22 protein-coding genes are annotated in these 20,375 nt (G+C 74.4%); 10 read left to right on the forward strand and 12 right to left on the reverse strand.

What is annotated here, in order from left to right:
- Nucleotides 1-222: 222 nt before the first annotated feature.
- From ACIP64_RS34670 to ACIP64_RS34685, 4 genes are all read right to left on the reverse strand, one after another.
- Nucleotides 223-1,503, reverse strand: coding sequence for an MFS transporter (locus ACIP64_RS34670; RefSeq protein WP_401594857.1), 1,281 nt, complete (start codon nucleotides 1,501-1,503; stop codon nucleotides 223-225).
- A 93-nt stretch (nucleotides 1,504-1,596) separates the two neighbouring features.
- A complete protein-coding gene (locus tag ACIP64_RS34675) occupies nucleotides 1,597-2,046 on the reverse strand; it encodes a hypothetical protein (RefSeq protein WP_401594859.1) in 450 nt (149 codons plus the stop codon).
- Between the two features lie 69 nt (nucleotides 2,047-2,115).
- Entirely contained in the window at nucleotides 2,116-2,757 is a 642-nt protein-coding gene (locus ACIP64_RS34680) for an FMN-binding negative transcriptional regulator (RefSeq protein WP_401594861.1), read from the reverse strand.
- 24 nt (nucleotides 2,758-2,781) lie between these two features.
- The gene (locus ACIP64_RS34685; RefSeq protein WP_401594863.1) at nucleotides 2,782-3,471 is read right to left on the reverse strand and encodes a pyridoxamine 5'-phosphate oxidase family protein; all 690 of its coding nucleotides are present in this window, start codon (nucleotides 3,469-3,471) and stop codon (nucleotides 2,782-2,784) included.
- A gap of 50 nt (nucleotides 3,472-3,521) precedes the next feature.
- Between ACIP64_RS34685 and ACIP64_RS34690 the strand changes: the two genes are divergently transcribed.
- The gene (locus tag ACIP64_RS34690) at nucleotides 3,522-4,838 is read left to right on the forward strand and encodes an aminotransferase class I/II-fold pyridoxal phosphate-dependent enzyme (protein WP_401594866.1); all 1,317 of its coding nucleotides are present in this window, start codon (nucleotides 3,522-3,524) and stop codon (nucleotides 4,836-4,838) included.
- A gap of 19 nt (nucleotides 4,839-4,857) precedes the next feature.
- Here ACIP64_RS34690 and ACIP64_RS34695 read toward each other — a convergent pair whose 3' ends face one another.
- Nucleotides 4,858-5,811, reverse strand: a complete 954-nt coding sequence (locus tag ACIP64_RS34695) for a DMT family transporter (protein ID WP_401594868.1) — start codon at nucleotides 5,809-5,811, stop codon at nucleotides 4,858-4,860.
- Nucleotides 5,812-5,885: 74 nt separating this feature from the next.
- Here ACIP64_RS34695 and ACIP64_RS34700 point away from each other — a divergent pair, with 74 nt between their 5' ends.
- Entirely contained in the window at nucleotides 5,886-6,800 is a 915-nt protein-coding gene (locus tag ACIP64_RS34700; protein WP_401594871.1) for a LysR family transcriptional regulator, read from the forward strand.
- A 12-nt stretch (nucleotides 6,801-6,812) separates the two neighbouring features.
- The gene (locus tag ACIP64_RS34705; RefSeq protein ID WP_401594873.1) at nucleotides 6,813-7,655 is read left to right on the forward strand and encodes a hypothetical protein; all 843 of its coding nucleotides are present in this window, start codon (nucleotides 6,813-6,815) and stop codon (nucleotides 7,653-7,655) included.
- Between the two features lie 79 nt (nucleotides 7,656-7,734).
- On the opposite strand, the gene ACIP64_RS34710 is transcribed toward ACIP64_RS34705, so the two are convergent.
- Nucleotides 7,735-8,211, reverse strand: a complete 477-nt coding sequence (locus ACIP64_RS34710; RefSeq protein ID WP_401594876.1) for a Rieske (2Fe-2S) protein — start codon at nucleotides 8,209-8,211, stop codon at nucleotides 7,735-7,737.
- Nucleotides 8,212-8,332: 121 nt separating this feature from the next.
- Nucleotides 8,333-9,601, reverse strand: coding sequence for an MFS transporter (locus ACIP64_RS34715; RefSeq protein WP_401594879.1), 1,269 nt, complete (start codon nucleotides 9,599-9,601; stop codon nucleotides 8,333-8,335).
- 147 nt (nucleotides 9,602-9,748) lie between these two features.
- On the opposite strand from ACIP64_RS34715, the gene ACIP64_RS34720 reads away from it, so the two are divergent.
- The 6 genes from ACIP64_RS34720 to ACIP64_RS34745 all read left to right on the forward strand — a co-directional run bounded on the left by ACIP64_RS34720 (nucleotide 9,749) and on the right by ACIP64_RS34745 (nucleotide 14,416).
- Nucleotides 9,749-10,660 (forward strand): LysR family transcriptional regulator, encoded by a 912-nt coding sequence (locus ACIP64_RS34720; RefSeq protein ID WP_401594882.1) that lies wholly within the window; start codon nucleotides 9,749-9,751, stop codon nucleotides 10,658-10,660.
- A gap of 38 nt (nucleotides 10,661-10,698) precedes the next feature.
- Complete coding sequence (locus tag ACIP64_RS34725) at nucleotides 10,699-11,517, forward strand: HipA family kinase (RefSeq protein WP_401594885.1); 819 nt, start codon at nucleotides 10,699-10,701, stop codon at nucleotides 11,515-11,517.
- Nucleotides 11,518-11,564: 47 nt separating this feature from the next.
- Nucleotides 11,565-11,906, forward strand: coding sequence for a DUF3037 domain-containing protein (locus ACIP64_RS34730; RefSeq protein ID WP_401594942.1), 342 nt, complete (start codon nucleotides 11,565-11,567; stop codon nucleotides 11,904-11,906).
- A gap of 118 nt (nucleotides 11,907-12,024) precedes the next feature.
- Nucleotides 12,025-12,786 carry a 3-oxoacyl-ACP reductase FabG gene (gene fabG / locus ACIP64_RS34735; protein WP_401594888.1) on the forward strand — a complete coding sequence of 254 codons (762 nt, stop codon included), beginning with the start codon at nucleotides 12,025-12,027 and terminating at the stop codon, nucleotides 12,784-12,786.
- A 23-nt stretch (nucleotides 12,787-12,809) separates the two neighbouring features.
- Nucleotides 12,810-13,571 (forward strand): SDR family oxidoreductase, encoded by a 762-nt coding sequence (locus ACIP64_RS34740; RefSeq protein ID WP_401594891.1) that lies wholly within the window; start codon nucleotides 12,810-12,812, stop codon nucleotides 13,569-13,571.
- Between the two features lie 161 nt (nucleotides 13,572-13,732).
- Nucleotides 13,733-14,416, forward strand: coding sequence for a uracil-DNA glycosylase (locus ACIP64_RS34745; protein ID WP_401594894.1), 684 nt, complete (start codon nucleotides 13,733-13,735; stop codon nucleotides 14,414-14,416).
- A 27-nt stretch (nucleotides 14,417-14,443) separates the two neighbouring features.
- On the opposite strand, the gene ACIP64_RS34750 is transcribed toward ACIP64_RS34745, so the two are convergent.
- Genes ACIP64_RS34750 through ACIP64_RS34760 form a run of 3 tightly spaced genes read right to left on the reverse strand, consistent with a single transcriptional unit; the run spans nucleotide 14,444 to nucleotide 16,064 of the window.
- Complete coding sequence (locus ACIP64_RS34750) at nucleotides 14,444-14,857, reverse strand: hypothetical protein (RefSeq protein WP_401594897.1); 414 nt, start codon at nucleotides 14,855-14,857, stop codon at nucleotides 14,444-14,446.
- Nucleotides 14,858-14,913: 56 nt separating this feature from the next.
- Nucleotides 14,914-15,426 carry a DinB family protein gene (locus tag ACIP64_RS34755; protein ID WP_401594900.1) on the reverse strand — a complete coding sequence of 171 codons (513 nt, stop codon included), beginning with the start codon at nucleotides 15,424-15,426 and terminating at the stop codon, nucleotides 14,914-14,916.
- A 53-nt stretch (nucleotides 15,427-15,479) separates the two neighbouring features.
- Nucleotides 15,480-16,064: a TetR/AcrR family transcriptional regulator gene (locus ACIP64_RS34760; RefSeq protein ID WP_401594903.1), complete on the reverse strand. Its 585-nt coding sequence runs from the start codon at nucleotides 16,062-16,064 to the stop codon at nucleotides 15,480-15,482.
- Between the two features lie 911 nt (nucleotides 16,065-16,975).
- On the opposite strand from ACIP64_RS34760, the gene ACIP64_RS34765 reads away from it, so the two are divergent.
- The gene (locus ACIP64_RS34765; protein ID WP_401594945.1) at nucleotides 16,976-17,875 is read left to right on the forward strand and encodes a Gfo/Idh/MocA family protein; all 900 of its coding nucleotides are present in this window, start codon (nucleotides 16,976-16,978) and stop codon (nucleotides 17,873-17,875) included.
- Here the strand turns inward: ACIP64_RS34765 and lnt are convergent.
- Nucleotides 17,847-19,379 (reverse strand): apolipoprotein N-acyltransferase, encoded by a 1,533-nt coding sequence (lnt, locus tag ACIP64_RS34770; protein WP_401594905.1) that lies wholly within the window; start codon nucleotides 19,377-19,379, stop codon nucleotides 17,847-17,849. The genes ACIP64_RS34765 and lnt overlap by 29 nt on opposite strands.
- 187 nt (nucleotides 19,380-19,566) lie before the next feature.
- A complete protein-coding gene (locus tag ACIP64_RS34775; RefSeq protein ID WP_401594908.1) occupies nucleotides 19,567-20,313 on the reverse strand; it encodes a hypothetical protein in 747 nt (248 codons plus the stop codon).
- Between the last annotated feature and the right edge of the window lie 62 nt (nucleotides 20,314-20,375).

A 20,375-nucleotide genomic window follows, 5' to 3' on the forward strand; every position in this document is an offset into this window, starting at 1 on the left:
GAACGGACAGGCGGAACACCCACGTCACCACTGACGCCGGGCGGCACCTGCGGCCACACCAGCCAACAGCACCTCAGGACGTACGAGAAGTGCGTGAAGGGGTCGCTTTCATGCGCAAAGGGTGCAAACCTCTTGATCGAGGATCATGGAGGGAGCGTGGACGGAAGCACGCCGCCCGCGTGATCCCGTCCGCCGGTTTGGACCGGTGAACCCCGAAGGCGCCTACGCCGCTGCCGGGTCGGCGACCGCCGCCGGGCCGCCGGCGGGCGCGGCCGCGGGGCGCGCGGGCAGCCGCCGTACGGCGGGCACGCAGAGCAGCGCGAGCGAGGCGGGGACGGCGATGACCGTCATCGCGAACAGCGTGGGCCGCACACCGAGGGACGCCGACACCGGCCCGGCGAGTGCCAGACCGAGCGGCATGAGCCCCGACGACAGCAAAAAGTCGTACGAACTCACCCGGGACAGCACCGCTTCGGGCACATGCGTCTGGAGCGCGGTCTCCCACAGGGTGAAGAAGACGGAGACGGCGACGCCGGTCACCGCTTCGAGCACCGCGATCAGGGCGAGCGACCCGCCGGAACCGATGATCACGGCCTGGCAGGACGCCACGGCGAGCGCCGCCGCGGCCAGGGCCATGGGGCGCGCGACGTCGAGCCGGTAGGCGCACACGTCCCCGGCGATCGCACCGGCGCCGAAGGCCGCGACGACGACCGACCAGCCCGCCACGCCGCCCCACTCGCGGGCGGCCAGCACCGGCCCCAGCACGAACACCGAGGGCAGCACGACGACGTGGTACACCCCGATGGCCGCCATTCCCGACCACACCCACGCGGTGCCGCGCACATGCGCCCAGCCGGCCCGCAGTTCCGCCAGGAAACTGCCGCCCGCGGGCGCCGCCGCCGCTCCCGGGGCCGCCTCGCGAGGTCTCAGCCGGGCCAGGAAGGCGGCGCTGAGCGCGAAGGTCAGCGCGTCCACGGCCAGGGCGCCCCCGGGTCCGGCCAGGGCGATCAGGCCACCGGCCAGCGCGGGGCCGAGCACGAGCCCGGACGACTGCACGAAGCCGCGCAGCGCGTTCGCCTCCCGCAGCCGGCCGGCCCCGACGACCAGGGGCAGCAGCCCGGTCGAGGCGGGCATGAAGAACGCGTCCGCCGTGCCGAACACGGCCATCAGCACGACGAGGTGCGTCACCTCGGCGGCTCCGGTGAGCAGGAGCACGGCGATCGCCCCCTGGACGGCGCACCGCACCGCGTCCGAGACCAGCATGATCCGGTGCCGCCGGAAGCGGTCCGCCCAGACCCCTCCCACCAGCGTGAACAGCAGCGTGGGCAGCAGCCCGGCGGCCGCCACGAGCCCGACGTCGGAGGCGGAACCGCCCACCGACAGCACGGCGAACGGCACGGCCACGAACGACACGCGGTCGCCCAGCACCGACAGGGACTGCCCGGCGAAGAGGCGGGCGAACTGCGGTTCGTCACGCAGTACGGCGGGGACCAAGGATTTCACGGGGGACCGACCAGGGACATCGGGGACACGGGGGCGACGGCCGATAGTAGGCGGGCCGGGCCGCGCGAGTCGCCCGAATATCCGGGGCTCCGGTCAGCCGCGGTCGGCAACCGTGTCGAGCACGCCCACGGCCGCGACGACGTGGGCCGAGCCGCCACCCGGCCGCTCTCCCGCGCACCACCAGGACAGATGCCCGTCGGCATCCCGCGGATGCATCCCCCGGTCATGCGCGGCGCACACGGGCCACGCCCGCGACAGACATTCGGTGACGGTCTCCTGCGCGGCGTCGGCGACGGCCGCCAGCGCGGCTTCCGGGTCGTCCGCCGTGTCCGGGAGCAGGTAATTGCCGTGCCACTCGCCGTCGGCCATGGCGACGTAGAAGTACTCCGTGCCGTGGCCCGGGTGGGCCAGCAGCCGCAGCGGGCCCTGTTGGGGGAGGGTCGCCGCCAGGTCCCGGTTGAGCAGGGCGAGAGCCCGGTTCCACCACGGGTGCTCGCGCGGCGGGACCTGACGGGGCTCGGGGCGGTCGAGGACGTGGGACATGGGCACCATCCTGCATCACGCGGGTGGCCGGCCGCACCGGCGTTGTGGCCCGGTCGCGCGACCGGGCGCTCAGTCCCCGTCCGCCGCGAGGCGCCGCAGTTGCTGGGCGCGGGCGGTGGCGTCGCCGGGACCGCCGCGGGCGGCCAGCAGGTCGCTGACGTGCCGGCGCGTCTCCCGCGGCCTGTTGCCGCCGAACTTGAACTTCGCCCGCACGCCGGTGACTTCGAGGCGCAGGCCGCGGATGCCGGGCAGCTGCCGGCCGTAGGGCGCCTCGCCCGGGGCGACGTGGCCGTGGTCGCCCTCCGGCTGGAAGTGGGCGAGCTGGCGGAGCAGGAGGTCCGCCTTCTCCTGCGGGTCGTCCACGATGCGGGCGCGGCAGACCAGCTGGACGGCGGCGTAGTAGCTGGTGGGGGTGCCGTGCTCGGGCGGGCCGTCGGCGGGGGCGTGCCAGGGGGCGGGGATGTACGTGTAGTCGTCGACGACGCTGAGGACCGCCTCCGGGCGTGCCTCCAGCGCGCGCCACAGCGGGTTGGGGCGGGCGAGGTGGGTGACGGCCTCGCGCCGCTCCGCGTCGTACGCGAAGTGCAGCGGCTGCACGTAGGGCGGTTCGCCGGGGAGGCCGTTGACCGCGAGCTGCCCGAAGTCGTGGGCGGCGAGCCAGTCCTGCCACTCGGCGTCGTCGCGGGCGGAGTCCCAGGGGTGGATGAGCACGGGGTGCCTCCTTTCAGTGCCGGGTCAGTGCCGGTCGAGGTAGCCGGGGAGGGCGATCGAGGGGTCGAGGTCGTCGGCGGGCACGGGCGGGCCGTAGCCGGGGGAGACGGGCAGGACGCCGGTCCAGTGGGGGAGGGACAGGTCCTCGGGGTCGTCGGACGGGCCGCCCGTGCGGATCTTCGCGGAGACCTCGGTCAGGTCGAGGGCGACGACGGCGGTGGCGGCCAGTTCCTTGGCGTTCGCGGGGCGGCAGTCGGCGGCGCGGCCCGGCAGGACGTGGTCGACCACGGCGTCGAGGGCGGTGGCGCGTTCCGCGGGGTCGGTGACCTGGCGGGCGGTGCCGTGCACCATCACGGAGCGGTAGTTGATGGAGTGGTGGAAGGCGGACCGGGCCAGGACGAGCCCGTCCACGTGCGTCACGGTCAGGCACACCGCGAGCCCAGGGTCCTCGCCCGCGCCGCGCAGCGGCCGCGAACCGGTGGAGCCGTGCACGTACAGCCGCTCGCCGACGCGGGCGTAGAGCGTCGGCAGGACGACCGGCGCGCCGTTCCGGACGAAGCCCAGGTGGCAGACGTAGCCGGCGTCGAGGATCGCGTGCACGGCGTCGCGGTCGTACGAGGCCCGCTCACGGCTGCGGGTCGGGACCGTCCGGTCGGTGGCGGGGTAAGGGGCGGCCCCGGGCGAGGAGGCCGGGGACGGCGGCGGGGCGGCCATGGCGCGATCCTTTGCACTAGTGCATACTGTCGTTTGTGCTAGGAGAGTACATGTTCACCGGTCAGGGCGCAGCCGAGATCGCGGCCGATGTCGAACGAGCCGTCGGTCAGGGCGCGTTGGCGCCCGGGGCCGCCCTGCCGCCGCTGCGGGAACTCGCCGCCCGGCTCGGGGTCAACCCCAACACGGTCGCCGCCGCCTACCGGCTGCTGCGCGACCGCGGAGTCATCGAGACCGCCGGACGGCGCGGCAGCCGGATCCGGCCCCGCCCGGTGACGACGGCGCGCGACGAGATCCGCCCGGCCGTGCCGGCCGGTGTGCGGGACCTGTCCACCGGCAACCCCGACCTCGCGCTGCTGCCCCCGTTCGGCGCGGCGCTGGCCGCGGCCGCCGCCCGGCACGCCGAACGGCCGACGCTCTACGGCGCCCCGCCCGTCGACGAGGAACTGGAAGAACTGGCCCGCGCCGCCTTCGACGCCGACGGGGTGCCCGGCGGGCCGGTCGCGGTGACCTCCGGGTCGCTCGACGCGATCGAGCGCGCGCTGGCCGGCCACCTGCGGCCCGGCGACAGCGTCGCGGTGGAGGACCCCGGCTGGGGCAGTGTCTTCGACCTCGTCCCGGCCCTCGGCATGCGTGCGGTGCCGGTCGGCGTCGACGACGAAGGACCGCGCCCGGAGGACGTGGACCGCGCGCTGCGGCAGGGCGCCCGGGCCCTGATCGTCACCGACCGGGGGCAGAACCCCACCGGCGCGACGATCTCCGCCGGGCGGGCGCGGGAGCTGCGGGCGGTCCTCGCGGCGCACCCCGAGGTGCTGGTGGTCGACGACGACCATGTGCACGGGCTGACCGGACTCCCGTTGCACCCGCTGTCCGGCAGCACCCGGCACTGGATGCTGGTCCGCTCCACCGCCAAGGCCTACGGACCCGACCTGCGGCTCGCCGTGCTCACCGGCGACCCGGTCACCGTGGACCGGGTGCGCGGCCGCCTCCGGCTGGGCCCCGGCTGGGTCAGCCATCTGCTCCAGCACACCGTCGCCCACCTGTGGCGCACCGGCGCGGTCGACGTCCCCGCCGTCGCGGCCGCCTACGCGGCGCGGCGCGATGCGCTGGTCGGCGCGCTCGACGGCCTCGGGGTGGCCGCGCACGGCCGCAGCGGCATGAACGTGTGGGTGCCGGTGCCCGACGAGACCGGCGCGGTCACCCGCCTGCTCCACGCCGGCTGGGCGGTCGCGCCCGGCGCCCGTTTCCGCCTCGCCTCCCCGCCTGGCATCCGGATCACGGTCTCGCCGGTCGCCGCGGCGGAGGTGCCGGCCCTGGCCGACGCCGTCGCCGGGGCGGTACGCCCGCGCCGGACCGGCCGCTACGGCTGAGCGCGCCCCCGCCCGGCCGTCACGCCTTCGGGCGGCGCTGGGTGAGCGCGGCCCCGGCGAGCACGACGACCGCGCCGACCGGCTCGTTCCAGCTCAGCCGCTCGTCCAGCAGCGCGACGCCGGCCGCGGTGGCGATGACGGGGATGAGGTACGTGACCATCGTGGCGATCGTCGGGCCCTTCTCCGCGACGATCCCGTACTGCAGCAGGAAGGCTATGCCCGTGCCCAGCGCGCCGAGCGCGACGACCGACAGTGTCGGCCACAGCGGCCAGCGGTCCGGCGCGGAGGTGAACAGCGGCGTCAGCACGGCCAGTTGGACGGTGCCGAGCAGCAGCTGCGAGAAGGACATGGACAGCGCCGAGTGGCCGCTGCCGCTGAGCGTCCGGCGGACGTAGATCCAGCCCACCGCGTAACTCGCCGACGCGCCGAGCGCCATCGCCGTGCCCGACGGGTCCGTCCCCGAGAAGCCCTGCCACGCGCCGAGCACGGTCAGCACACCGGCGAAGCCGATGCCGACGCCCGCGACGCGCTGCCGGGTGGGCTTGTCGTCCGACAGGGCCACCACCGAGAGCAGCATGCTCCACAGCGGGGTGGTGGCGTTGCAGATGCCGGCCAGCGTCGAGGGGATGGTCAGCTCCGCGTACGCGAAGAGCGAGAACGGCAGTGTGTTGAGCAGCAGCGCGGCGACGGCCATGTGGCCCCAGGTCCGCGCGCCGCGCGGCAGCCGCTGCCGCCGCGCCGCGAAGGCCACGGCCAGCACGGCGGTGCCGAAGACCATCCGTCCCAGCGCGACCTGAAGCGGGGCGTAGGCCTCCGTGCCGACCTTGATGAACAGGAAGCTGAAGCCCCAGATGAGGGCGAGGACCGCCCAGCTGACCCGCCAGTCGAGCGCGGGACGGCGGGCCGGTGCGTCGGGGGAGGGGGAGCCGGCGGGGGTGAGGCCGGCGTCGGCCGGGCGGGCGGTAGCGCTCATGGCCCACACGATGACGGAAGCAACCTCTTAGCACAAGGGAGATTCGCTGCGCGGCATCCCGTAGCATCACTTACATGTTGAATCTGGAGCGGCTGCGCATCCTGCACGCGATCTCCGCCTACGGCTCGGTGAGCGCGGCGGCCGACGTCCTGCACGTCACGACCTCGGCGGTCTCGCAGCAGATGACCAAGCTGGAACGGGAGACCGGGCAGGCGCTGCTGGTCAAGAACGGCCGGGGGGTACGGCTCACCGACGCCGGCCGCCTGCTGTCCGGGCACGCCGGACGCATCCTGTCCCTCGTCGAACTCGCCCACTCCGACCTGGAGGCGCACCGCGGCGCGCCGGTCGGCGAACTGCGCATGGGCGCCTTCCCGACCGCCGTCCGCGGCCTCTTCCCGCAGGCACTGAAATCACTGCGCGGCGACTACCCCACGCTGCGGGCCATGGTCCAGGAGATGGAGCCGCAACCCGCGCTGGGCCTCCTGGTGCGCGGCGACATCGACCTCGCGGTCGTCCTCGACTGGTACAACAAGCCGCTCTCCCTGCCCGGCGGACTGGCCAAGGAGCCGCTGCTCGACGACATCGCCGACGTCGTCGTCCCGGTCGGGCACCCGCTCGCGGCGCGCGCGGAGGTGGACCTCGCCGAGTTCGCCGACGACGACTGGATCGCCTGGCCCGACGGCGGCTTCTGCCACGAGTGGCTGCTGTTCACCCTGCGCGGCAAGGGCGTCGAACCGCGCATCGCGCACCACGCCGAGGAGCACCCCACCGTGCTCGCCCTCGTCGCAGCCGGCCTCGGGGTCGCCGTGGTGCCCCGCCTCGGCCGCGGCCTCCTGCCGGCCGGCGTCCGGGCCCTGCCCGTCCGGCACACCATGCGCCGCCACATCTACGCCGTCTGGCGCGCGGACGCCGACCGCCGCCCCGCGATCCGCGCCGCCGTCGACGCCCTCCGTGAGGCGGGCACGGCCCTGGCGGCGGCGGACGCCTGAGATCCTTCCCCCATGGCCGATTGGGCGACGTACGTCATAGCGCGCGAGGACGGTGGGCACGAGGTGTACGAGGCCCGCCTCGGGGCGGTGGGCCTCGACCTGGACCTGCTCGCGGGACCCGAGGTGCTCGTTCCGCTGCTCCGGTCCCGAAGCACCGCGCAGTGGCGGGACGAGGGCCTGTGCCAGGCCGCGGCTCTGGTCGATCTGCCCGGCAGGACGCTGCTGTTCTTCGCTTGGGAGGGCCCGATCACGCAGATGCGCCACCGGGCCGTGCTGTGGGAGGCGCTGCGGCGCGCGTGGCCGGGCTGGGAGCTCCGCTGGACGTACGACGGCCCCGCGGCACTCCGTGCCCACCTGGGACTCGACCCGGAAGCCGTCCGGTACCGCGGCCGCCGCGTGTATCCGGACGCCGCCCTCGCCGCTGACGACGCGGAACTTACGGAACGCGACCCGATGGTCCGTGTCGTCACCGTCGGCGCGGACCGGTGCCATGTGCTGTCCGCCGGCAACGACCATCCGGTGGCGGAGGGGCCGGCCGTGCTCGACCGCCTCGTGGGAGCCCCCGACCACGGCCGCTGTGGGCTCGCGGCGGAGTCGGGTCTCCACGTCGACCCAGGTCGGCGGCGGGTGGGCTGGTGGCTTCTCGGCGCCGCCGCGGGCGCGACGGAGATGGCCTCGCGGTGGCCGGGGTGGACGGTCGAGTTCTGGCAGGACCGCTGGGGCGAGCACGTCCGGGCGTCGGCCGGGCGCTTCTCCCCTCCCGTCGAGGCCCGGCGGCTCGCGCTCGCGGAACTGCGGGCCGCGGCACGCGAACACCGGTCGGCACTCGGGGAATTCGTGCTGCGCACACCCTGACCCGACGGGGCGCACCGCAGATGCCGCCGCGGGTGTGCCGGCGTGCGGCACACCCGCGCGGGGAGGTACGCGGCAGGGGTCAGGCGAGGGTGATCGAGTCGCCCTGGACCTTGACGTTCGCGGCCGGGAGGGGCTGGGTGGCGGGGCCGGCGGCCACACTGCCGTCGGCGACGTTGAACTTGCTGCCGTGGCACGGGCAGTTGATCGTGCCGTCCGCCACGTCCTTGACGGCGCAGCCCTGGTGCGTGCAGATCGCCGAGAAGGCCTTGAACTGGCCCGCCGTCGGCTGGCACACGACCACCTTCTTGTCCGCGAAGACGGTGCCGCCGCCGACCGGGATGTCGGTCGTCTTCGCCAGCGCCTGAGCCGCGCCGTCGCCGCCCCCCTGGCCGCCGGTGGCGGTGCCGCCCTGCGGGGGCGCGGCGGGGCTGTACGCGCCGGCGGAGTCGTTCGAGTCGCCGCACGCGGCCAGCGCGGCCGCCAGCCCCGCCGCACCCACTCCGGCGACCACGGCGCGGCGGGTGGGAGCTCCTGCGATGCCAGTCGTCTCGGCCATGCCTCACACTTCCTGTTGCCTCGTCCGGTCCGGACCGGCGTCGCGCCGGCACGGCGGCGTGAGATCACGCCCTGCGAAGGCATACGGACCGGCCCCGGAGGTGGTTCAATGCGCGACGAAATTATTCTTCCGTGACCCTTCCGCCCCGCGCGGCGGCCTCGTGCCGGAGCGCGACCGTGACGGCGGCGACCGCGCCGACGGAGAGCACGGCCCCGAAGCCGATCATGGTCGGCACGAGGGCGGCGTGCCGGACGACGATGCTGAACGCGATGGACGGCAGCCCCATGCCGATGTAGGCGATGACGAAGAACGCGGCCAGCACCCCCGCGCGCGAGGCGGGAACCGCCGCCCGGGCGCTCTGGGTGACCGCCCCCTTGAACAGCAGGCCCGCGCCGCCGCCGGCCAGGGCGGTGGCGAAAAGGAAGAGCCCGAGCGCCGGGTCGTGCAGGGCGAGCGCCGTGACGGCCAGGCCCGCGGGGAAGGCCACCACGCCGATGACGAGCTGCCGGCGCTGCGAGAGGGCGCCGAGGGCGAGTTGCGCGACCGCTGAGGCGGCGAACGCCGTGAAGGGGGCCAGCCCGATGACGAACGTGGAGGTGATGCCGAGTTCGCCGCGGACCATGACGGCGCCGAGCGAGGAGAAGAGCCCCATCAGGGCGAAGGCGAAGAAGCCCAGGCTCGCCGCCGCGGCGAAGGCGCCGCCCTGGCCGGGACGCAGCGCGAAGCGGGTCGGCCGGTCCTGGGCGGTGAGCCGGGTGTCGACCGTCTCGGGCGTGAGGAGGACCAGCAGGAGCAGCACCGCCATCGCGGCGGCGAAGACGAGGTAGGAGGTGGCCAGGGGCGCGGGCGCCCATTGCGCGAGGGCGCCCGACGCGAGCGGACCCAGGGCCAGCCCGCCGAGGTTCACGGCACTGGCGACCAGCGCGGGCAGCGGCGAACCGGCCCGGTCGGGACGGGCCCGGTGGTGGAGGTCGGTGAGGTACGCGGTGGCCGTGGAGGCCATCATGCCCACCGCGACGCCGGTGAGCACACGGCCCACCACGAGGCCCGGCAGGTCCGGCCGGGCCGCGAGGACGCCGGCCGAGGCGATGGCGACGAGCAGCGCGGGGACGATGACCCGGCGCCGGCCGAGGCGGTCGGAGAGATGGCCCAGCAGGCTGAAGCCGAAGGCGGCGCCGACGACCATCACGGCGAAGGCGACGGTGACCGCGGTCGCGCCGAAGTGGTCGCGTTCCTGGTACAGCGGCCACAGCGGGGTCGGGACGGTACCGAAGGCCATCAGCACCAGGAAGGCCGCCGCGACGCACCAGAAGCCGCGGGCGTGCCGGCCCGGGGAGGTCGTGGCCGAGGGAGCGGCCGCGGCCGTGAGGGCGGGAGGGTGAGTGGTCATGTGCGTCCTTCGGTGCCTGATCGGAGCGGTGCCGCGGTCACGGGTGCCGTGCCGCGTACGACCACAACACGTCCCGGCCGGAACCCCGTGTCAGCTCCCGGACATGTGGAACAGATGGTTTCCATCTCCACGAGAGATGATGTCCCCATGGAGCTTCGCAACCTGCGCCACTTCGTCGCCCTCGCCGACGAGCGCAGTTTCACCCGGGCCGCGGCCCGTGAACTGATCGTGCAGTCGGGACTGTCGTCCTCGGTCCGCGCGCTGGAGAAGGACGTGGGGGCCCTGCTGTTCGTGCGCGGTACGCGTCCGGTGCGGCTGACGTCCGAGGGCGAGGCGCTGGTGCCCGTGGCGCGGCAGGTCCTCGACGCCGCCGAGTCCGCGCGGCAGGCCGTGCGGGACGCGCGCGGTGTGCTGTCGGGGCGGCTGCGCATCGGCGCCATGCACACCATCGGGCACACGCTGCCCTTCACCTCGTGGATCGCCCGGTTCGCGCTGGCCCATCCGGGTGTGGACGTGACCGTCGGCCAGCTGCCCGCCGTCCGGATGCTGGAGATGGTCGGCGCCGGTGAACTCGACTGCGCTGTCATGCCGTTGGTGCCCCCGTACAGCGAGGGCCTCGAGGTCGTCCCGCTCCTGGAGGAACCGGTCGTCCTGGCCTGCGCGCCGGACCACCCGCTCGCGGACGGGGAACCCGTCACGCTGGAGCGCCTCGCCGCGGAGCGCTTTGTCGACACGCCGCCCGGCTGGGCGATCCGTGTCCAGGCCGACCGGGCGTTCCGCGACGCCGGCCTGGCCCGCCGGACCGTGTGCGAGGTGGGGGAGTGGCCCATGCTGCTCGATCTCGTGGCGGCGGGCGTGGGCGTGGCGCTCGTGCCGGAGGGGCTGGACTTCTCCCTGCACGCGCGGCCCGCCGGCCCGCTGCGGCTCGTCCCGCTGGCGGATGCCGGCCTCGGGCGCCGCGTCGACCTGCTGCTGCCCACGGGCCACGCGGCGAGCCCCGCCGCCCGCCGCTTCGCCGCACTGGTCCGGGCCGACTGCGCCGCCGCGGAGGGGGAGTGACGTCGGCCGCGACCTCAGGGGCCTCTTAGGATGCGGGCATGGAGGAAGTGACCGGGATACGGTACGTGACGCCGCTGCGCGAGGGCGGATCGGTGCCAGGGGTGGTCGAGGCCGACGACCTCGGCACCTATGTCGTGAAGTTCGTCGGCGCCGCGCAGGGCCGCAAGGCCCTCGTCGCCGAGGTGATCGCCGGGGAACTGGCCCGGCGCCTCGGGCTGCGGGTGCCGGTGCTGGTGCGGTTCCAGTTCGACCCGGTGATCGGGCTCGGCGAGCCGGACCAGGAGATCCAGGACCTGCTCAAGGCCAGCGGCGGCCTCAACCTCGGCATGGACTTCCTGCCCGGCGCGCTCGGCTTCGACCCGCTGGTCTTCGACGTGGAGTCCGGCGAGGCGGGCCGGATCGTGTGGTTCGACGCGCTGATCGGCAACGTCGACCGCTCGTGGCGCAACCCGAACATGCTGGTCTGGCACCAGGACCTGTGGCTGATCGACCACGGCGCCGCGCTGATCTTCCACCACAACTGGAAGGGCGCGGACCAGGCCGCCGACAAGCCGTACGACGCCGCCGACCACGCCCTCGCCCGGTTCGCCCCCGACATCGGGGCCGCCGCCCGCGACCTCGCCCCGCGCGTGGACGAGGCGCTGCTCCGCGAGGTCACGGCGCAGATCCCGGACGAGTGGCTGGTGGACGAGCCCGGCTTCGACGGCCCCGACGACGTGCGGCGCGCGTACGAGCGGGTGCTGCTGGCCCGGGCCGGCACCGTGGGGGAGCGCATCAACCTCGCCCCGAAGCAGCAGGAGAAGCAGGCGCCGCCGGAGTGGCTGCGCACCTGGGTCGAGGGGAAGGCCGCGAAGTGAGCACGGCGAACGGGCGCGACGTCTTCGAGTACGCGCTGGTGCGTGTCATGCCGCGGATCGAGCGCGGGGAACTGATCAACGCCGGCGTGCTGGTGTACTGCCGGGCCAAGTCCTTCGTCGGCGCCCGGGTCCACCTGGACGAGACCCGGCTGCGCTGCCTGGACCCGGACGTCGACGTGGCCGGCGTGCGCGCGGCGCTGCGCGGCTACGAGGGCATCTGCGCGGGCGGCGAGCGCGCCGGGCAGGCCGCGGAGGACGACCCGGGCCGCCGCTTCCGGTGGCTGACGGCGCCGCGCAGCACCATCGTGCAGCCCGGCCCGATCCACACCGGGCTGACCTCCGACCCGCAGGCGGAGGTCGACCGCCTGCTGGATCTCCTGGTGCGCTGAGCCACATCGGCGCGGTGGGCGTTGACACAGGGTCACGGCACTCCTACGGTTTCGGCAGCGGGACGTACTAAGCGGTCGCTCACCTGCGCGACCGGACCCACAGGGCTGAGGAGAACAGATGTCGACCACCGAGCAGCGGGTAGCGATCGTCACCGGGGCGGCACGCGGCATCGGCGCCGCCACCGCCGTACGCCTGGCCGCCGAGGGCCGCGCCGTGGCCGTGCTGGACCTCGACGAGGTCGCGTGCAAGGACACCGTCGAGCAGATCACCAAGGCCGGCGGCCGGGCCGTCGCCGTCGGCGCCGACGTCTCCGACGAGGAGCAGGTCGCGGCCGCGGTCGCGCGTGTCGCCGAGGAGCTCGGCGCCCCGACGATCCTGGTCAACAACGCCGGCGTGCTCCGCGACAACCTGCTCTTCAAGATGAGCGCGTCCGACTGGGACACGGTCATGAACGTCCACCTGCGCGGCGCCTTCCTGATGACTCGCGCCGTCCAGAAGCACATGGTGGACGCGAAGTTCGGCCGCGTGGTCAACCTCTCCTCGTCCTCCGCGCTCGGCAACCGCGGCCAGGCCAACTACTCCGCCGCCAAGGCGGGTCTGCAGGGCTTCACCAAGACCCTCGCGCACGAGCTCGGCAAGTTCGGCGTCACCGCCAACGCCGTGGCCCCCGGCTTCATCGCCACCGACATGACAGCCGCGACCGCCGCCCGTATCGGCATGGGCTTCGAGGAGTTCCAGGCCGCCGCCGCCACCCAGATCCCGGTGCAGCGCGTCGGCAACCCGGACGACGTCGCCAACGCCATCGCGTTCTTCACCGGCGACGCCGCCGGCTTTGTGTCCGGCCAGGTGCTGTACGTGGCCGGCGGCCCGCTCGACTGACCGGCGACAGGAGACCAGCACCCATGAGCACCCAGCCCGACAGCGGCCGCGTCGCGATCGTCACCGGCGCCAGCCGCGGCATCGGCTACGGCATCGCCGAGGCCCTGGTCGCCCGCGGCGACCGCGTCGTCGTCACCGGCCGCAACGAGGAGGCGCTGAAGGAGGCCGTCGAGCGGCTCGGCGCCGACCGCGCCCTCGGCGTCGCCGGCAAGGCCCACGACGAGGCGCACCAGGCCGAGGTCGTCGAGCGCGCGATGGAGGCCTTCGGCCGCGTCGACTACCTCGCCAACAACGCCGGCACCAACCCGGTCTTCGGTCCGCTCTCCGACCTCGACCTCGGCGTCGTCCGCAAGGTCTTCGAGACCAATGTGATCTCCGCGCTCGGCTTCGCCCAGCAGACCTACAAGGCGTGGATGAAGGACAACGGCGGCGCGATCGTCAACATCGCCTCCATCGCCGGCGTCAGCGCCTCCCCCTTCATAGGCGCCTACGGCATGAGCAAGGCCGCCATGGTCAACCTCACGCTGCAGCTCGCCTCCGAGATGGCCCCCGGCATCCGCGCCAACGCCATCGCGCCCGCCGTCGTCAAGACCAGGTTCGCCGCGGCGCTCTACGAGGGCCGCGAGGAGCAGGCGGCGGCCGCGTACCCGCTCAAGCGGCTCGGCGTGCCCGAGGACATCGGCGGCGCCGCGGCGTTCCTGCTCTCCGACGCGGCGGCCTGGATCACCGGCCAGACCCTCGTCGTGGACGGCGGCATCTTCCTCAACGCCGGCGTCGGCCACTGAGCCCGCGCCCGGCACGCGACGCCCCGGTGCCGGCCCCGGAAACGGCGGCCGGCACCGGGGGCTCGCTCCCTCCGCGGCCGCGGATCCCCCACGCGCGGCGACTGTCGGAGGGGAACGGTACGTTCGTCCCAGTAACGGATCGCGTACCGGAGGTTCCTGACGTGCCCATCACGCTGCCCGAGTCCTGGCAGGCCGTCCTCGGCGAGGAGTTGGCGAAGCCCTACTTCGGCCGACTCACCGAGTTCGTCGAGGAGGAGCGCGGGAGCCACCGGATCTACCCGCCGCGCGAGCAGGTCTTCGCCGCGCTGGAGGCCACGCCGTACGACAAGGTCAAGGTGCTGGTCCTCGGCCAGGACCCGTACCACGGCGAGGGCCAGGGACACGGCCTGTGCTTCTCGGTGCGGCCCGGGGTGAAGACCCCGCCCTCCCTGCGGAACATCTTCAAGGAGCTGAAGGACGAGTACGGCCACCCCGTCCCGGACAACGGCTACCTCATGCCGTGGGCCGAGCAGGGCGTCCTGCTGCTCAACGCGGTGCTGACCGTGCGCGAGGGCGAGGCCAACTCGCACAAGGGCAAGGGATGGGAGCAGTTCACCGACGCCGTCATCAAGGCCGTGGCCTCCCGTCCCGACCCGGCGGTCTTCGTCCTGTGGGGCAACTACGCCAAGAAGAAGCTGCCCCTGATCGACACGGAGCGGCACGCCGTCGTGCAGGGCGCCCACCCGTCGCCGCTGTCGGCCAAGCTCTTCCTCGGCAGCCGGCCCTTCACCCAGATCGACGAGGCGCTCAAGGCCCAGGGCCACGACCCCGTGGACTGGCGCATCCCGGACCTCGGCGGCAACTGAGCCCGCCCGGCCGTCCGTCCTGACGGCTCAACGGCCGTACGTGCCACGGCAGATGCGCGCCGCGTCGCCGCCCGTCGCCCAGCCGCCGTACCGCTCCCCCCAGGCGCACACATCCGCGCCGTCCACGGCCTGTGGCGCGGCCGAGGCGGAGGTGCGGTGCGGGGGCGGTGCCGCGGGTGCGCGGCGCCGCTCCGGCGCGGCGGGGTGGGCAGGGCGGTGGGTGCGCGGCGCCGGGGAGGAGGGGGACCGCTCCGGGGGCACGGTGGTCAGGGCCTCCAGTACGGGCGCCTGGACCACGGGCACTTCGCGCACGGTCACCGGCGGCTGTGACGGGACGGGCGCCGGGAGCGGCGCCCCCGGCCGCGCCTCGGACACGGTCACGCAACCCGGGACGGCGGCCATCGCCACCAGGGCCGCCACTGCCGCTGCATATCGACGCACCCGCACAACTCTCGCGCAGCGCCGCGCCGTTGACCATTCCCCGCAGGGGTGACCGGTCAGTCTCCGGTCACGCCGTCGATGCGCTCGCGGATGAGGTCCGCGTGCCCGTTGTGGCGGGCGTACTCCTCGATCATGTGGACGTAGATCCACCGCAGCGAGACGTCGTTCCCGCGGCGGCGGACCAGGCCGACCTCGTCCAGGGAGCGGCCGCCGACCAGCTCGCGGGCGTGCGCGATCTCGGCACGCCAGGTGGCGAACGCCTCGGCGGTGTCGGCCTTGTCGAGATCGAGGAAGTCCCCGTCCGGGTCCTGATCGGTGTAGTAGAGCGGCTGTACCCCCTCGCCGGCGAGGGTGTTGCGGAACCAGCCGCGTTCCACCTCGGCCATGTGGCGGACCAGGCCGAGGAGGGTGAGTTCGGACGGCGGCGCACTGGCGGTGCGCAGTTGCTCGTCACTGAGGTCCGCGCACTTGAGTGCCAAGGTGTCGCGGTGGAAGTCCAGCCAGGCCTCGAGCATCGTGCGCTCGTCGGCGACGAAGGGCGGATCGGTGCGTTCGGGCGTCGTCGTCATGGCGGCCATGATGACGGGCACCCCCACGGGCGTCGACGCATTTATCCGCCGGATCAGCTCCCGAGCATGCCGCGCAGCACGTCGAGGAGATTGACCCGCACCTCCGCCTCGGTCGGCGGCGACGCGGATCCGGCGCCCGCGACGGCGTGGAAGTGCACGCCGTCGCACCAGGCGAGCAGCGACCGCGCGTGACGCTCGGGTTCCGCGGAGCCGACGGCGCGCAGCATCACCTCCAGCTGGTCGCGGAAGGCGTGCCCGGCGGTGTCGTACACCGCGCGCAGTTCCGGGCGGCGGGTGGCCTCCAGGGCGAGTTCCAGCCGGGCGAGCGTGAGGTCGCGGGACTGGGTGACCGAGCGGTGCAGCGCCGGCGCGAGCAGGGCCGCCAGCGACTCGGCGCCGGGGCCCGGGGCGGGTGTCTCCGCCTGGGAGATCGCCTGCGCGTCGAGGGCGGCCAGGCGCAGGACCGCCGCCTCCAGGAGGGCGGCACGGGTCCGCGCGTAGTTGGACGTCGAGCCCAGCGGCAGTCCCGCCGCCTTGTCGACCGCGCGATGGGTCAGGCCGCGCATGCCGCGCTCCGCGAGCAGGGAGAGTGCGGCGTCGGCGATCAGTTCGTGGCGGGAAGTGGGCGTGCTGCTCATAGTGGCAACCTACCTGCCGGAACGATGCCCTCCGCGCCCTCTCCGGCCGCGACCACCGCAGTTCGGGCGCGGCAACGCTCCCGGAACCGGGTCCGGACGCACCTGTGGGCGGACGGCCGGAATGCGCCGTCCATGACGACCGCCGCACGCCGTCGTCATCGGTGCCGGAATCGGCGGGCTCGCCGCCGCCGTCGCGCCACGCCCTGGAGCCGCGCCCCGGCCCGCGAGGACGTCGGCGCGGGCATCGCGCCGCGCACCCTGGAGGTCCTCGGCGCCGTCGGCGAGGTTTCCGCACAGTGGCGAGCCCGTGGTCATCACCCACCGCGCGGAACTGCTCACCCTGCTCGCCGGACCCCTGCCGGACGGCGCGCTGTGCACCTACCTGGGGCCGCGGCCGGCTGCGGGGCACCGTGCCGCTCACCGGCGACCGCCTCTGCTGCCGGACCACCGCCGTCACCGCGTCCCGGCGGCCGTTCCGTCGACGGTGACGAACCCACCGAGCTGCGACGCCTGTTCGGCGACTGGCGCCACCCCTACCAGAGGTGCCGGCCGCCGCCGAGCCCGGCACCGTTCTGCGCAATGACGTCCATCACCTGCGCGTTTCGCTGCCCGCCCTTCGCTCTGCTCGGCGAGGCGGCTCACGCGACGACCCCGAACCTCGGCCAGGGGGCTGCCAGGCGGCACCCACCGCCCCACCGGCGCCGATGTGCTGCCCGAATGCTTCGGCGGTCGGGCGTCGGCCCACCAGCGCCCGAGGGCCGCGACACGGTCCTCCCGGCCCGTTGCCGCCCCGCGCGGCGTGCTCCTCGCCGCCGTCGACCGTCTCGGCCCGCGCCGGCCGCCCCCGCGGGACCCGTATGCTGCCAGCGGAAACGACCGGGCACCGCAGGCGGGAGAGGCACATGGAACCCCTGAAGATCGGGGTGATCGGACTCGGCGACATAGCGCGCAAGGCGTATCTGCCGGTGCTCGCCGCGCAGCCGGGACTGGAACTCCACCTCCACACCCGCACCCCCGCCACCCTCGACGAGGTCGGCGACCGCTACCGCCTGCCGCACCGCCACACCGCCCTTGACGCGCTGCTCGACCAGGGCCTGGACGCCGCCTTCGTGCACGCTCCCACCGTCAGCCACGTCGCCATCACCGAGCGGCTGATCGAGGCAGGGGTGCCCGCGTACGTGGACAAGCCGTTCGCCCCCGACCTCGCGGGCGCCGAGTACCTCGTCCGCCTGGCCGAGCAGCGCGGCGTCGGTCTCATGGCCGGCTTCAACCGCCGCTACGCGCCCGGTTACACGCAGTGCCTGGAGCACCCGCGCGACCTGATCGTGCTCCAGAAGAACCGCATCGGCCTCGCGGAGGAACCGCGCGGCGTGGTCTTCGACGACTTCATCCACGTCGTGGACACCCTGCGCTTCCTCGTCCCCGGCCCGATCGAGCACACCGACGTCCGCGCCCGGGTCCGCGACGGACTGCTGCACCACGTGCTGCTCCAGCTCTCCGGCGACGGCTTCACCGCGATCGGCGTCATGAACCGCATGAACGGTTCGACGGAGGAGGTGCTGGAGGTCATGGGCCAGGACACCAAGCGCCAGGTGGTCAATCTCGCCGAGATCGTCGACCACAAGGGCCAGCCCACCCTGCGCCGGCGCGGCGACTGGGTGCCGGTCGCCCGTCAGCGCGGCATCGAGCAGATCACCCTGGCCTTCCTCGACGCCGTGCGGTTCGGCAAGCCGCTCGACGCCCGCGACGCGCTGCGCACCCACGAACTGTGCGAACGCATCGTCACCGCGGTGACCGAGCAGACCTCCTGAGCGCGACGAGGCCCGCCCCGGCCAGCAGCAGCACCGCGAGCCGGGGCACCCAGTCGCCCAGCCGGTCGTACAGGGTGCGCCCGTCGGCCAGCGGCACCTCGTAGACCTGCGCGGCGCTGCGCGACGTGCCCAGCCACGGTCCGGTCCGCCGCCCCTCGGCGTCGTAGGCCGCGCTGATGCCGGTGAGCGTGGCATGCACCGCCGGCCGGCCGGTCTCGGCCGCCCGAAGCGCCGCGAGCGAGGCGTGCTGCGCCGGGGCCCAGCTGTGCTGGAACGACGAGGTCGAGGACTGCGCCACCAGCAACTGCGCGCCGTCGTCGGTGAGACGGCGGCTCATGTCGGGGAACGCCGACTCGAAGCACACCAGCGGGCCCAGCCGTACGGGGCCCGCGTCCATGACCACCTGGCGGTCGCCCCGGACACGGTCCTCGCCCGCCGCCCGGCCCACCGAGGTCGCCCAGCCCAGCAGCCCGCGGGCCGGCACGTACTCGCCGAAGGGCACCAGCCGCATCTTGTCGTACGCCTCGCCGACCGGGCCGTCCGGGCCGATCAGCAGCGAGGTCTTGGAGATGCCGCGGCCGTCCGTGCGGCGCGCGTCCACATTGACCAGCACGTCCGAGCCGACCAGCGAGGACAGGGCGGCCAGCCGGCCGGCGAGGTCGGGCCGCGCCGACAGGTCGAAGCCGACGCTGCTCTCGCCCCACACCACCAGGTCCACGTCCCGGCCCGCGAGCGTACGGGTCAGCCGCTCACCCGCGTCGAAGCGCTGCTGCGCCCCCACGACCACCCCGGGCTGCACCACCGCCACCCGCACCGTCGTCCCCGTGCGCGAGGGCTGCGGCGCCCACAGCCACACCGCCGCCGTCGCCACGGCGCACACGACGAGCGCCGCCCCCGCCCGCGTCCGCCACCGGGGCACGGCGACGAGTGCCGTCAGCGCCGTGTTGACCGCGACGAGCAGGAAGCTGACCAGCCACACACCGCCGACCGACGCCAGCCTCAGGGCAGGCGCCACCTGCCACTGGCTCGCCCCGAGCAACCCCCAGGGCCCGCCCAGGTACTCCCAGGAGCGCACCAACTCGACCAGCAGCCACGCGCACGGCACCAGCACCGTCGCCGCGACCACCGAGCGTGCGCCGGGGCTTCCGCCGAGCAGCCGCCGCACCAGCCACCCCCAGGGCGCCCACAGGGCACCGAGCAGCAGCGCGAGCAGCACGATGAACACATGCAGGCTCGGCATGAGCCAGTGGTGCACCGCCACCATGAACCCGGCGCCGCCGAGCCAGCCGTCCAGCGCCGCCCGCCGTGCCGTCGGGGCCGACCGGGCGAGCAGCATCCACGGCACCAGCGCCCCGTACGCCAGCCACCACAGCGACGGAGCCGGGAAGGCGAGCGCGGGCAGCGCCCCCGCCGCCACGGCGGCGGTGCCCCTGCCCCAGGACGGAGCACGCCGGGTGGCCCGGACCGGCGGGCTGTCAGCCTTCGGCTTCGCCTTCACCGTCACCTGCGCTCCTCATGGTCGTCTGCCCCCAGTCTCGGCCGTCCGCCCCGCCTTGGACAGCGGACGACACGGCGGGGGCCGGAGGAACGCGGCCGTGACCACCGGGAGGACGATCCGGCCGGACACGTGCCGCGGCGGGCTTTTCTGAGGGTGCGTCAGGAGGAGGTGGCGCACGGCGCCGCCCGCGCTCTCAGGCGTTGTCGCCGCTCTGGCCGCCCGGGCGCTCGCCGCCCCCGAAGCCCATGCCCTTGCCGTTTCCGTGGCCCTGACCCTGGCCGGCGCCGAATCCCGAGGAGTGCTGCTCGTGGCCGCCCATGCGGTGCCGGCCCTGGTGCTCGCCGTGCCCGTGGCGGTGGTGCGCGGAGGCGGCGCGGAGGACCGCCTCCTGCCAGTCCTGGCTGTCCCAGGTGCCGTTGGGGCGTGCGTGACGGGGGGTGTCCTTGGGGCCGTCCTGGTCGCCGGAGGCGTGCTCCACGGCGTCCTGCACGGTGGTGGTGCCACCCGCGCCGGTGGCGGTCTTCGTCACCGCGGCCGTCGCCACGGTCGTCCCGGTGTCGCCGTCGGTCTCCGTCGCGCGGGCGGACGCGGTGGCCCCGGCGGCCGGGGGCGCGACGGCGTCCTTGACCTCGGTGTCCGGCAGGGCGACGACCGGCTCCTGCGCCCCGCCGGCGACGGTGCCCGCGGCACCGTGCGGCATCAGCATCGACAGCCCGGCGACGGCGCCGGTCGCGGTCAGCACCGCGGTGCCGATCGAGCCCCGTCCGGGAGTGCGGCGGGCGCCGCGGTGGCGGCCGCCGACGACCTCTCCGCTGATGATCCTGACCGTGTCGGCCTCACCCGCCTCGACCGGCTGCGGGCGAAGGATCACCTCGGTGGGGTCCAACGCCGCGGTGTCCGGGAGCGGCACCTCGGGGGGCAGGGGGAGAGATTCGGCCATGGGTCCCGATCATTCATACAAGACCCCTCGCTGTCCAGTTGTTCCGATCATCCAACTCTGTG

This window comes from Streptomyces sp. NPDC088733 (assembly GCF_044751185.1).
GTDB lineage: Bacteria > Actinomycetota > Actinomycetes > Streptomycetales > Streptomycetaceae > Actinacidiphila.